Source organism: Paenalcaligenes hominis, from assembly GCF_011927625.1.
GTDB classification, from domain to species: Bacteria; Pseudomonadota; Gammaproteobacteria; order Burkholderiales; family Burkholderiaceae_B; genus Paenalcaligenes; species Paenalcaligenes hominis.
Genome location: NZ_JAATIZ010000002.1, coordinates 179,197 through 192,209, shown reverse-complemented (window position 1 = coordinate 192,209; position 13,013 = coordinate 179,197). Strand labels below are relative to the sequence as shown.

At 48.9% G+C, this 13,013-nt stretch carries 14 protein-coding genes; 8 read left to right on the top strand and 6 right to left on the bottom strand.

Going from position 1 to position 13,013, the window contains the following annotated elements; genetic code table 11:
* The first annotated feature begins 7 nt into the window (after positions 1-7).
* From mog to GGR41_RS04890, 6 genes are all read left to right on the top strand, one after another.
* Entirely contained in the window at positions 8-631 is a 624-nt protein-coding gene (gene mog / locus GGR41_RS04915) for a molybdopterin adenylyltransferase (RefSeq protein ID WP_209279750.1), read from the top strand.
* Between the two features lie 78 nt (positions 632-709).
* Entirely contained in the window at positions 710-1,774 is a 1,065-nt protein-coding gene (fba, locus tag GGR41_RS04910) for a class II fructose-bisphosphate aldolase (RefSeq protein WP_077734624.1), read from the top strand.
* 54 nt (positions 1,775-1,828) lie between these two features.
* Positions 1,829-2,707, top strand: a complete 879-nt coding sequence (locus GGR41_RS04905; protein ID WP_167660914.1) for a phosphoribosylaminoimidazolesuccinocarboxamide synthase — start codon at positions 1,829-1,831, stop codon at positions 2,705-2,707.
* A gap of 4 nt (positions 2,708-2,711) precedes the next feature.
* On the top strand, positions 2,712-3,215 hold the full coding sequence (gene purE / locus GGR41_RS04900; RefSeq protein ID WP_229711053.1) for a 5-(carboxyamino)imidazole ribonucleotide mutase: 504 nt from the start codon (positions 2,712-2,714) through the stop codon (positions 3,213-3,215).
* Positions 3,215-4,384: a 5-(carboxyamino)imidazole ribonucleotide synthase gene (locus GGR41_RS04895; RefSeq protein ID WP_167660913.1), complete on the top strand. Its 1,170-nt coding sequence runs from the start codon at positions 3,215-3,217 to the stop codon at positions 4,382-4,384. Before purE ends, GGR41_RS04895 begins: the two co-directional genes overlap by 1 nt.
* The gene (locus GGR41_RS04890; protein WP_167660912.1) at positions 4,377-5,390 is read left to right on the top strand and encodes an L-threonylcarbamoyladenylate synthase; all 1,014 of its coding nucleotides are present in this window, start codon (positions 4,377-4,379) and stop codon (positions 5,388-5,390) included. Before GGR41_RS04895 ends, GGR41_RS04890 begins: the two co-directional genes overlap by 8 nt.
* A 73-nt stretch (positions 5,391-5,463) precedes the next feature.
* Here GGR41_RS04890 and GGR41_RS04885 read toward each other — a convergent pair whose 3' ends face one another.
* Entirely contained in the window at positions 5,464-6,261 is a 798-nt protein-coding gene (locus GGR41_RS04885) for an alpha/beta fold hydrolase (RefSeq protein ID WP_167660911.1), read from the bottom strand.
* 68 nt (positions 6,262-6,329) lie between these two features.
* Positions 6,330-6,635 carry an SWIB/MDM2 domain-containing protein gene (locus GGR41_RS04880; protein ID WP_077734632.1) on the bottom strand — a complete coding sequence of 102 codons (306 nt, stop codon included), beginning with the start codon at positions 6,633-6,635 and terminating at the stop codon, positions 6,330-6,332.
* Between the two features lie 131 nt (positions 6,636-6,766).
* Between GGR41_RS04880 and GGR41_RS04875 the strand changes: the two genes are divergently transcribed.
* Together GGR41_RS04875 and pyrC are read left to right on the top strand one after the other, a co-directional pair.
* Positions 6,767-7,969 carry a M20 aminoacylase family protein gene (locus GGR41_RS04875; protein WP_167660910.1) on the top strand — a complete coding sequence of 401 codons (1,203 nt, stop codon included), beginning with the start codon at positions 6,767-6,769 and terminating at the stop codon, positions 7,967-7,969.
* Between the two features lie 15 nt (positions 7,970-7,984).
* Positions 7,985-9,049 (top strand): dihydroorotase, encoded by a 1,065-nt coding sequence (gene pyrC / locus GGR41_RS04870; protein WP_167660909.1) that lies wholly within the window; start codon positions 7,985-7,987, stop codon positions 9,047-9,049.
* Between the two features lie 240 nt (positions 9,050-9,289).
* On the opposite strand, the gene GGR41_RS04865 is transcribed toward pyrC, so the two are convergent.
* From GGR41_RS04865 to GGR41_RS04850, 4 genes are read right to left on the bottom strand one after another with little or no spacing between them, the layout of a single operon-like run.
* Entirely contained in the window at positions 9,290-10,048 is a 759-nt protein-coding gene (locus tag GGR41_RS04865; protein WP_167660908.1) for an iron ABC transporter ATP-binding protein, read from the bottom strand.
* Complete coding sequence (locus GGR41_RS04860; RefSeq protein ID WP_167660907.1) at positions 10,045-10,968, bottom strand: iron chelate uptake ABC transporter family permease subunit; 924 nt, start codon at positions 10,966-10,968, stop codon at positions 10,045-10,047. Before GGR41_RS04860 ends, GGR41_RS04865 begins: the two co-directional genes overlap by 4 nt.
* Before the next feature lie 26 nt (positions 10,969-10,994).
* A complete protein-coding gene (locus GGR41_RS04855; protein ID WP_167660906.1) occupies positions 10,995-11,993 on the bottom strand; it encodes an ABC transporter permease in 999 nt (332 codons plus the stop codon).
* A complete protein-coding gene (locus GGR41_RS04850; protein WP_167660905.1) occupies positions 11,994-12,926 on the bottom strand; it encodes a siderophore ABC transporter substrate-binding protein in 933 nt (310 codons plus the stop codon).
* Between the last annotated feature and the right edge of the window lie 87 nt (positions 12,927-13,013).

The window sequence follows — 13,013 nt, the reverse complement described above, 5'->3', positions numbered from 1 at the left end:
GGATATTATGAGTTCAACGCGTTTAGTTCGTCAGCACCCCGATCAGCTTATTATTGGGCTGGTGTCTGTGTCTGACCGCGCTTCCTCGGGCGGTTACGAAGACCAAGGCATTCCTGCTTTAACCTCTTGGCTTGATCAAGCTTTAGTTCAGCCTTCACAGTATGTGGCGCGATTAATTGCTGATGAGCCAACCCTGATTGCTAATACGTTAATCGAGCTAGTTGATGAGCTCGGTTGTGATTTAGTCTTAACAACAGGGGGCACGGGGCCTGCACGACGCGACGTCACACCCGAAGCCACCCTCGCTGTAGCAACTAAAGAGATGCCCGGGTTTGGCGAACAAATGCGTCAGATTAGTTTACAGTTTGTGCCTACGGCGATTTTATCGCGTCAAGTTGCTGTCATCCGTGAAACCGACACGCATGCCGCGTTGATTATCAACTTGCCTGGTCAACCTAAAGCCATTGCGGAAACGCTTGAAGGCTTGAAAAACAAAGACGGAAGCACCCAGGTTCCAGGTATTTTTGCTGCGGTGCCTTATTGTATCGACCTAATTGGTGGCCCTTATGCGGAAACGCACGAGCAGGTTGTTGCATCTTTCCGACCAAAGTCAGCGCGCCGCGGTGTTTAAACATAAACTACACAAGCAAAAAACTTCATTCCACCTTAAAATTATCTATTCATTATTTGTTTTCTAGGAGAATTCACCATGGCATTGGTCTCCATGCGTCAGTTGTTGGATCATGCAGCTGAAAATGGTTACGGTATTCCGGCATTTAACGTTAACAACCTAGAACAGGTTCAAGCCATTATGGAAGCCGCCCATGAGACAGACAGTCCTGTCATCATGCAAGCTTCAGCAGGTGCGCGTAAATATGCGGGCGAAGCTTTCCTAAAACATCTGATCGAGGCAGCCGTTGAAACCTACCCTCACATTCCTGTGGTGATGCATCAAGACCACGGTCAATCACCTGCTGTCTGCCAAGGGGCGATCGACTTGGGCTTTACCAGTGTGATGATGGATGGCTCCTTGAAAGAAGATGGCAAAACGGTTGCTGATTTCGAATATAACGTTGACGTCACACGTCAAGTCGTTGAAATGGCTCACAAGCTAGGCGTTAGCGTCGAGGGCGAGTTAGGTTGCTTGGGTTCTTTAGAAACCATGCAGGGCGACAAAGAAGACGGTCATGGTTTCGAGGGCACCCTCACCATGGATCAGCTTTTAACCAGCCCCGAAGAAGCCGCCGAGTTCGTACGACGCACTCAAGTAGATGCACTGGCTATTGCGATTGGTACCAGTCACGGTGCCTACAAATTTACACGCGAGCCCACGGGCGATATTTTATCTATCGAGCGCGTCAAGGAAATCCATGCGCGTTTACCTAATACTCACTTGGTGATGCATGGTAGCTCCAGCGTACCCCAAGAGCTCTTAGCTGAAATCCGTCAGTTTGGTGGTGACATGAAAGAAACCTACGGTGTGCCCGTGGCTGAAATTCAAGAAGCCATTAAATACGGTGTGGTGAAAGTCAACATCGATACCGACATTCGTTTAGCTATGACGGCAGCGGTACGTCGTTTTATGTTTGAAAACCCCAGCAAATTCGACCCGCGCGAGTTCCTAAAACCTGCACGCGAGGCAGCTAAAGCGATTTGTATTGCGCGCTATCAGCAGTTCGGTACGGCAGGGAATGCCTCAAAAATCAAAGCGATCCCTCTACAAGAAATGGCTGCTAACTACGCGTCGGGTGCACTAGCCCAACACATTAAATAAGTTTTTAATCGATGTGGCGGTGATTTCACCGCCCTTTGTTTTATAGGATATACCGTGCAAGCTCTATACCAAAGCACGCTGCAATCGTTACCTTTACTTGGTCGTGGCAAGGTACGCGACATGTATGCTGTCGGTGACGACAAACTATTAATTGTTGCCTCAGACCGCTTGTCTGCGTTTGATGTGATTCTCGAGGACCCTATTCCAGGCAAGGGGGCGGTACTCACCACATTAACAGAATTTTGGTTAGAAAAATTAGCGCACCTTGTGCCTAATCATGCCACCCATATCGATCCCTTAACCGTGGTCGATGCGTCTGAACACGCGCTGGTTAAAGATCGGTCTATGGTTGTTAAACGCTTAAAGCCCATTATGGTAGAGTGCGTAGCTCGTGGCTATGTGGTGGGCTCAGGTTGGGCCGAGTATCAGCAAACAGGTCGTATTTGTGGTATTGACCTACCGGCTGGGTTGCAACAAGCTCAAAAGCTTGATCAGCCTATTTTTACACCAGCAGCCAAAGCCGAGGTCGGCGAGCACGATGAAAACGTAAGCTTTGATTATGTCGTGGCCGAGCTAGGCCTAGAGCTAGCCGAGCAGCTGCGTGACACCACATTGGCTTTATATCGTGCAGCAGCAGACTATGCGGCCTCTAAAGGCATTATTATTGCTGATACCAAGTTTGAGTTTGGCTTAGATGAAAAAGGCGTGTTGCATCTCATGGACGAGGTCCTCACTCCTGACTCATCACGGTTTTGGGATCAAACCACCTATGCAGTAGGCAGTAATCCACCCTCATTTGACAAGCAATTTGTGCGTGACTGGCTAGAGACCCAAGACTGGGATAAAACAGCCCCTGCACCGCGCTTACCTCAAGACGTTATTGATCACACAGCAGCCAAATACGCAGACGCTGTGACTCGCCTAGGAGCCTAATGCCATGACTCAAATCAAAGTGGGGATTGTAATGGGTTCCTCCTCCGACTGGCCGGTCATGCAACACGCTGCAAAAATCTTGACTGATTTTGGTGTGCCGTTCGAGGCCAAGGTGGTATCAGCGCACCGTATGCCAAACGATATGGTCGATTATGCAGCCCAAGCCAGCGCCGAAAACTATCAAGCCATTATTGCAGGTGCAGGGGGGGCGGCCCATTTACCTGGCATGTTGGCAGCACTAACCGAAGTCCCTGTGTTTGGCGTGCCGGTGCCTTCACGTTATCTAAAAGGCGAAGACTCGCTGCTTTCTATTGTGCAAATGCCTAAAGGCGTACCGGTAGCAACCTTTGCTATTGGCGAAGCCGGGGCCGCTAATGCCGCCTTGCATGTGATTGCTAATTTAGCAGTACACGATACGGCCTTAAAACAGCAGCTCGTCGCATTTCGTGCAGCGCAAACAGAACAGGCCCGCGCTATGTCTTTACCTGCTGTGGATGAGTCAAACTAATGTCAGCGCTTGAAATCGTATTGCCGGGGCAATGGCTAGGTATGGTGGGCGGTGGTCAGCTCGCTCGTATGTTTTGTTTTAGCGCCCAGCGCATGGGGTACAAAGTGGCTATTTTAGACCCCGACCCATTCAGTCCAGCAGGGGCCGTGGCTGATAAACACATTTGTGCCTCGTACGATGATGGGATGGCGTTGCTCGAGCTAGCAGAGCTGTGTCCTGCGATTACCACCGAGTTTGAAAACGTACCAGCGCAAAGCTTGATGCGTCTTGCAGAGCAGTGTCGCGTCACCCCCAGTGGCGAGGCGGTAGCTATCGCCCAAGATCGCATCCGCGAAAAGCAATTTATCACTAAAGCAGGGGTGCCTATTGCGCCGTATTGCGCCGTACACTCCATCGAAGACCTTCTGCATGCCGATGCTGGCTTATTTCCAGGCATCTTAAAAGCAGCACGCTTTGGGTATGACGGTAAAGGTCAGGCACGTGTACAAACCAAACAAGAGGCCCTGCAAGCTTTTGCTAATTTTGGTCAAGTGGCTTGTGTGCTTGAGTCCCTCCAGCCTTTGGTGGACGAGGTGTCAGTGGTAGTGGCCCGAGGGCTAGACGGTACCACCGCCATGTATGCGCCTTCTCATAATCAACACCGAGACGGCATTTTAGCTGTATCAACGGCCGCAAGCGCTAACACGCCTCAGCCGTATTATGCACAAGCCCAAGCGGCTGCCGTCGCTATTGCCGCCGAGCTTAATTACTACGGCGTTTTGTGTGTCGAGTTTTTTGTACTCGCAGACGGTACGTTGTTAGCAAACGAAATAGCACCACGCCCGCATAATAGTGGCCACTTTACGATCGAGGCCTGTTATAGCAGTCAGTTTGATCAACAAGTGCGTGTTATGACTGGTTTACCCCTTGGTTCCACCGCCGAGGTACAGCATTCAAAAATGTTTAATTTGCTGGGCGATCTATGGTTTGACCAAAACAACCAGTACAGCGAACCACAGTGGGCTCGGCTCGTTGCCATTCCTGGTGTGTATTTGCATTTATATGGCAAAGCTGAAGCCCGTCAGGGACGTAAAATGGGGCATGTGACGTTGTTAGCAACCGATACTGAGCAACTACAAGCCAAAGCGCGGCAGGTGGCTCAGGTTTTAGGGTTTGACTGGTATGAGTGATTTGGCTGCACATATTAACGAGGCGGCGCGTCGATTGGTCCAAGGTCAATTGGTCGCCTTTCCTACCGAGACGGTGTATGGGCTTGGGGCCGATGCCTCAAACGCTCAGGCGGTGGCAGCTATTTTCCACACCAAAGGCCGTCCCACCAACCACCCCGTTATTGTGCATGTGGCACCCAATGCGGACCTATCGCATTGGGTAACGCAGGTTCCACCCGAGGCTCAGCAACTTATCGATGCATTTTGGCCTGGCCCGCTAACCTTGATTTTACCGCGTGCTGCTAGCGCTTCCGCTGCGGTCTCTGGGGGGCAAGATACCATTGGAATACGTTGCCCTTCCCATCCAGTAGCTCAGGCGCTACTTAAACGCTTTGCCCAATTAAAAGGGCCCGAGCAGCCCGCTGGGGTAGCAGCCCCATCAGCCAATCGTTTCGGCCAAGTATCGCCTACCCAAGCCCAACACGTAAGAGACGAGTTTGCTCACCTAGAAGCCGATGCCCTCTATATTTTGGCAGGGGGTAACGCCGATGTAGGCATTGAATCCACCATTATTGATCTGTCTCGAGTCGGTCAAGGGGTAGCCCCTGTTATCTTGCGGCCAGGGCATATTACGGCAGAGCAAATAGAGGCCGTACTGGGTCAGCCTTTGGGACACAATGCCAAAACAGCCAGCACCCCTCGGGTCTCAGGGTCATTAAAAGCGCACTATGCTCCGCATACCCCATTGTATTTAAAACGTCGCGACCAACTGGAAGACCTAACCGATAGCAATGCGGTGGCAGTGGTATTTGACGAAACGGTGCAGACGCAAGCCCATGTGTATTTGGCTCCGGCAACGGCTGAGCAGTATGCCAGTCAACTCTATGCTATGTTGCGACAGCTTGATGAGCAGGGCTACAGTGCGATTTATCTGCAGCAGCCCCCTCAGACGACCGAATGGGAAGCCGTTAACGACCGTATAGGTCGTGCCGCCGCGGCATTTGACTCAGCGCGCAACAACGCCTAGGTATCAGCTTGGAATACCATTCAGTGTAGCTTTGCCCTAAGAACAACGCGTTGCTCTTAGGGCTGTATATTCACTAAGCGTTGGATTTTTCTAAAAACTTTGAGACGGCCTCGATCACTCGTTCTGGCATCTCAATATGAGGCGAGTGCCTGCATAGCTCTAAGACGCACAGCTCGGTGTGTGGAACCTGTTTTTTAATATCATAGAGCTGATTTAACGACGCGTATTCGTCATCCGTCCCCTGAATAGCCAGCACGGGGCATTGTATAGAGGCAATATCCTGCTCTATATTCCAGTGTTCTAGGTAGTACTCACTACCCCACACACTGGCCCAACCCCAAAATGCTGAGTCAGGGTCAGCGTGATAGCGTTTTAAGCGCGTTTTTAAATCGCCTGTCTCATACCAGCTAATGGCTTGTTGCACGCCATCTACCGTCATCCGTTCCACATAGACGTGGGGTGCGAGGATGATGATTTGTTGGGCTTGATTATTGGGCATAGCCGCGTACAGCAAGGCAATGGTTGCCCCATCGCTATGACCAAATAACGTGACGGGCTCCTGCACATTGAGTGCGGTCAATAATGCGGGCAAAGCTTGCTGGGCTTCAATATGTAGATAGTCACCTTGCCAGATTTCGTCAGCAGGGCGGGCAGAGCTGTGTCCATAGGCATAACGGGAATACACTAAGCCTCTGTAACCCAAGTGCTGACAGAGCTGATCTGGCCAGTGTTGCCAGTGCGTCAGCGAGCCGAGACCTTCGTGCAAAAACACCATGATCGGAGCAGTCGGGTCTTCAACACCTACCCACTGGTATTCAAGGGTTTTGTCTTTACCATTCCAATAGAGATCAATGGTTTTTCGATTTGTCATTGCATCTACCGCTTTATCAAAAAAGCGACTGCACGGGCAGTCGCTGAGTGGGGCAAGCACAATAGCGATTAGCTCAGGTGAGCATTCAAGCACTTGCTGAGTTCAAACATACTGATTTGCTCTTTGCCAAAAATAGGCTTGAGCTTGGCATCAGCATTGATATTACGGCGATTTTCTGGTGCCTGCAAATCATGCTTTTTAATGTATTCCCACATTTTTTTTGTTACTTCAGTGCGTGGTAGCGGTTTCTTCCCCACAATTTCAGCCAGTTCTGCGCTAGGGGTCATGGGTTTCATGAAACCAGTACCAGCCGCGTTAGCGGTTTTGGTTGCATTGGTTTTCTTTGCTGCAGTGGTTTTAGTGGCTTTAGCCATGGTTTGCTCCTCTTGAATAAGTCGCACAGGTTAGTAAGGGCAGTTGCCAGCCTCACTAAAACATATCATGCTATGAATGTTTAGCCTATCTAAGCACAGCATTTCTTTATCTTAGCCCTATAAATGTAAGAATGACGCCACAAAAACCTCTATTGACAGAACTTGATAGCCTTCAGCCCTTTATTGCTCAAGTACGGCAGCAGATTCATGCAAACCCCGAGCTTGGTTTTGAGGAGCACCGTACCGCCGCTTTGGTGGTTACCTATTTAAAACAATGGGGGCTAGAGGTGCATGAAGGCATTGGCGGCACAGGCATCGTAGCTGTGCTTAAAGGAAAACAACCAGAAGCTCGACGCATAGGATTACGTGCTGATATGGATGCGCTGCCTATCCAAGAAAAAACGCAGTTGCCTTATCAGTCCACCATTGCTGGACAAATGCATGCGTGTGGTCACGACGGTCATACGGCTATTTTGTTAATGGCGGCAGCTTACTTAGCGCAACATCGCGATTTTACCGGCACAATTCATTTTATTTTTCAGCCTGCCGAAGAAGGCCTAGGTGGGGCGCAAGCTATGATTAACGATGGCCTGTTTACCCGTTTTCCTTGTGATGCCGTATTTGCTTTACACAATTGGCCGAGCTTGCCCCCCGGCCATATTGGTATTAATGCCGGACCAATGATGGCTGCGGCTGATACGTTCACTGTGACGATCACGGGTCATGGGGGGCACGGAGCACACCCTTACTTATCCAAAGACCCCATCGTGACCGCAGCTCATTTAATTACGGCGTTACAAAGCATTGTTGCCCGTAATGTGCATCCCTTTGAAGCCGGCGTTGTTACGGTATCTGCAATGCAAGCCGGGAATTTAAGTGCATTTAGTGTAATTCCAAACCAAGTGCAGCTTTGCGGCACGGTGCGAAGTTTTTCTAAGGTCATCCAACAACAGATTCGCCAGCGCATGGACGAGATTTGTCAGGGCATGGCTCAGACTTTTGCGATGAGTATTGAGCTTGAGTACAACGAGTTATTCCCAGCCACTATTAATACGCCAGTGCATGCACATTTAGTGGCTACGGTAGCGCACGAGCTATTTGGTTCAGAGTGTGTAGAAGACAACTTAACACCCTCAATGGGGGCAGAAGACTTTTCTTTTATGCTTGAGCAATGCCCAGGCGCATATTTCAGATTAGGGCAGGGGGGTGCAGACCAAGGGCGGGTATTGCATAATGCTACTTTTGACTTTAATGATGCAGTGCTAAGCCAAGGGGCGGCGATGTTTATACGCATAGCACAACGCTTTCTGGCACAAAGCGCTGCAAATGAATAACCAATAGGATTGATTATGACGGCAACTCCACAGCAATTACGTTTTCGACGCCCCGATGACTGGCACGTGCATTTACGCGATGGCGATATGTTGGAGTCGGTAGTAGCGCATACGGCTCAACAGTTTGCGCGTGCTATTGTCATGCCGAATTTAACCCCTCCGATTATCACCACTGAACAAGCGCTTGCTTATAAGTCACGTATAGAAGCCGCGTTGCAGGCTACACCTGAAGCCCCCGCATTTACGCCTTTAATGACGTTGTATTTAACGGATAATACGCCTGCTGCTGAAATAGCTAAAGCCAAGGCATCAGGTGTGGTGCATGCCGTAAAACTGTATCCAGCGGGGGCCACAACGAATTCTGATGCCGGCGTTACGGATTTGCTTAAACACTGTGGTGCAGTGCTTGAGGCCTTACAAGCGCATCAAATGCCGCTATTGGTACATGGCGAAGTAACAGATCCTGCAATTGATGTTTTTGATCGAGAGGCGGTGTTTATTGATCGGGTGATGTTGCCGCTGCGTCAACGCTTTCCTGAGCTCAAGGTGGTGTTTGAGCATATCACTACCAAAGAGGGAGCAGACTATGTGGCTACAGCTGAAGGCCCTATAGCAGCAACCATTACGCCTCAGCATTTACTGTATAATCGCAATGCACTTTTTAGCGGTGGGCTGCGCCCGCATTGGTACTGTTTACCTGTATTAAAGCGTGAGAAGCACCGCCAGGCTCTTTTAGCCGCTGCTACTAGCGACAGTAATCGTTTTTTCTTAGGTACAGATAGTGCACCGCATGTTAAGGGACGCAAAGAAATGGATTGTGGCTGTGCTGGCTGTTATTCTGCCTTACATGCGCTTGAGCTATATGCCCAAGCTTTTGACTCGGTTGGAAAGCTAGATCGTTTTGAGGCGTTTGCCAGTTTAAATGGGCCTGCTTTTTATAACTTGCCCGTCAATAACGATTACGTTACGTTGGAACGAGTTCAAAACACTATCCCACAGGTGTTGGATGTAAAAGCCGGAGAGCTAGTGCCTTTAGCGGCAGGAGAACAGTTGGCTTGGCGCTTCGTAACAGGTGCTTAACACCCTTCTCTCCCTAAAGTGCAAGGATTCTTATGGCGCTCAGGGGCGGTATTGAGCCACCCCTGAATCGCTTCGATGAGTTCTTGCTGGCGGCATGACTGCACTGCTCACTTCACAGCCGAACGGGGCGTGTCCCGACCCTAAAACGCTGATCGCGCCAACGAGATCAGCGTTTTCCTCGAAATTGTGGTCCACGTACTGAGCGGCGGGCTGTTCCGCGCAATCTGATAAGCACGAAAACTAGCGGAAATAAACACAAATACGCTGACCATTTAATTCATGTACTTGCATAGGGATTTCATAGAGCTCAGTAAGCACTTGGCTAGTAATAATTTGCTCCGCAGTGCCTTGAAACGCTAATTGACCACGACGCATAGCAATAATATGGTCTGCATAACACGAAGCAAAGTTAATATCATGCAAGACAACAACGACAGTTTTGCCTTTTTCATCGGCCGCACGGCGTAATAATTGCATCATGCCAACCGCATGGTGTATATCGATATTGTTTAACGGTTCATCTAACAACACATAGTCTGTGTCTTGGCACATCACCATCGCTACATAGGCACGCTGACGTTGCCCACCCGATAGCTCATCCAAATGGCGATGCTGGTAGGGTTCCAAATCAAGGTAATGAATAGCTTCATCGATATGCTCTTGATCTATGGCCGTGAGGCGACCTCCAGAGTGGGGGAAGCGACCAAAAGCGACGAGGTCTCGTACGGTGAGCCTGAGTGTGGATTCATTATGCTGACGCAATATGGAGAGACGTTTGGCAAGTTCGACACTAGGGGTGTGCTTAATATCAAGACCATCGATTGCCACGCTACCAGTGCTCATGGGAGTTAAACGGCTGATCATGGATAACAGCGTAGATTTACCTGCCCCATTTGGGCCAATAATGGCTGTGATCCCCCCTTGGCTGATCTGGACACTCACCTGATCCACAACGAGTGTGTCATGGTATTTTTTGCTGAGGTTTTGTGTACTAATCACTGCTTAATTCCACGTAATAACAACATAATAAATAAGACTCCCCCGACTAATTCAATTGTCATCGCTAAAGGTAGACTAGAGTGCAAGACTTGCTCAAATATAACTTGGCCCCCAACCAAACAGATGATGCCTGCCAGTATGCTAGTAGGAAATGTCCAGCGGTGCAGATGTGTGCCTGTTAGCCAGTAAGCCAAATTAGCTACGACCAGCCCAAAGAAAAGCATGGGACCGACCAAAGCGGTACTAATAGAAATCAATATGCAAATAGCAGCCATAACCAGGGTGACTATTTTGTTATAAGGCACCCCCAAATTGATAGCTACATCTCGGCCTAGGCTTAAAATATCCAATGAGCGTCGTAATATAACCAGCACCGCAGCACAGAGGATTACACCACCAAATCCTAACCATAACAGTGACAAATTAATGCGATTGAAGCTGGCTAGACTGTTGGCTGATTGAATGGAAAACTCAGTCGGATCTGTAATACGCAGAGCCAGCTCTGCTAGTTCGCGGAAAAAAATACCCCCGACTAAACCCAGCAGTATCAGCACATGTAAGCCGCGTATAGATCGGTTAAAAAGTAGCTGAAATAGGATGAGCGCTATAGCCACCATGGTCACCACTTCTAGTAGGAATCGTAGCTCTGGCGCGCCATCTAAGCCGCTTTTAGCGCCCCATAATGTTAATCCCACGGAATGCACCAACATATATAGCACATCAAAACCCATTAACGAGGGGGTTAAAATCCGACTATGGGTAATGGTTTGAAAAGCAATGGTAGCTAAGCCCATGGCGATAGCCACTAGGAGCATGGCTAAAAGACGTTTGCCTCGGTGCTGTAAAATAAACTCCCAATCGGTTTGCACATTGATCGTCATAAAACTGACTATGCTGAGCAATGCAAATAAAAGGGTCATACTAAAAAGGACTTGGCCTCGTCGAGTTAAGCCCATTGTTTATGCCCTCTTAATAAAATAATTAAAAAAACAGCACTGCCTACAATAGAAAGTAGCGTAGCGGAAGGGACCTCATAGGGATGGATAAGCAATCGGCCAACTAAGTCTGCCCCTAGCATTAAGGCTGAACCTGAACCGGCTACGAGTGGAATAGCACGTCTTAAATTATCGCCGGTGATTAAGCGCACACTATTGGGCACAATAAGGCCAATAAAAGGCAAAATACCAGCAGTAATCACAACGCTGGCACTCACCATAGAGATTAGCAGTACACCTAGGGCCATGAGCCGCCCATAATTCACACCCACATTGGCGGCAAAGTCTTGGCCCATTCCAATAACGGTGAATCTATCGGCCAATACCATAGCTAAAAACGTCATTGCCGCAGCTGCCCAGAGCAGCTCGTAACGCCCACGTAAAATAGTAGAGAAATCGCCGCTACTCCAATTACGCAACGCTTGGCTAAGCTCAAACTGATGGGCCAGTAAACTGCTAGCTGCATACAGTACACCAGCTAAGACTAAGCCCACTAGAGGCACGATCAGGGCAGAACGCAAGGGGATGCGTTGCAAGATGCTTAAAAACAGCGTTGTTCCTAGCAGAGCAAACACGGTGGTGATGCTAAATTTTAGCCATAAGGCCATGCCAGGAGCGATAATGCTGCACACCACTAGGCCTAAGGTAGCTGCCTCTGTGGTCCCTACCAACGAGGTGTCTACTAAACGGTTACGTGCTAGCATTTGCAATATCAAGCCAGACACCGCTAAAGCGGCTCCGCTTAAAATCAAAGCCAAAGTACGAGGCCATCGGCTAACAAACAATAACTGTGTCACTCTGTCATCGGGCTGCGTAAACAGGTGCAGCAATTTCATGCTGCTTGCGCCTACATTTAAACTAGTAATAGCCAGAGTAATAATAAGTGCAATTAAGCCCAGACCCCACCAAAAAAGGCGGGGCTGAGAAGGGGCAGGAGCGAGAGCAGGCATTTATTTGGCAAAAATGCTCAATAGATGATCTACACTGTTTTGCATAACACGTATACCGCTGTTATCAAGCAAATACCAACTAATGGGTTCTAAATAGACAATTTGATCTTTAGAGCCAGCGTTTGTGGCTTTGATTAGCTCGTTGTCCATCATTTGTTTAGCGGCAACCCCTTCGCGGTTAATCGCTGCATCCCGGTCCATCACAAAGATCCAGTCGGGATTGGCCTCTAGTAAAAATTCATAAGATACAGACTGACCATGACGACCTACTTTTAAATCAGAAACGGCGGGTGTTACACCAAACACATCATGGATCATGCCGAAACGAGTCCCAATACCAAAAGCACTCATTTTGCCACCAGATGTCAGCAACGTGATGCCTGTGCCTTGATCTTTGCTTTGCTGCTGCAACGCCTCAACCGAGGTTTTTAATTGAGTGCTTAGAGCAGTGGCTTGTTCTTGACGGTCGAAAATTTCCCCAAGAATTTCGGTGTTACGTATGACACTACCTAACATGTCACTAGGGTTAGGGGTCAGGTCTAAGGTAGGCCCGTATTGGGTTACTTCCTCGTAAGTGCCGGCTCCGCGACGACCTAGAATAATTAGATCGGGCTTGAGGTTTTTTAAGGCTTCAAAGTCGGGCTCAAACAGTGTGCCGACTTTAGCAAAACGATTGTTCGCGTATTCTTTTAACATAGGAGGAACCAATGCTGAGCTTGGAATTCCCTGTGCTTGTACGCCTAAAGCAGCCATGGTGTCTAAGGTTGACCAGTCGAGTACCGCAACGGTTTTTGGGTTTTTTTGTACCTGCGTTGTGCCTTGGGCATGTTCAATGGTTACTGTTTCTTGAGCTAGTGCAGCAGAAAGAGCCCCAGTAGTTAATAAAATAGCCAAAGTAAGAAATCGGGAAAAAGCAGATAAACGCATATACATAGCGAACCTCAGTCTAAGCCATTAATCGGTTTGTGAATGATAGGACTGCTATTCTATATGAGAATGATTTTTATTTGTGGTTTATGG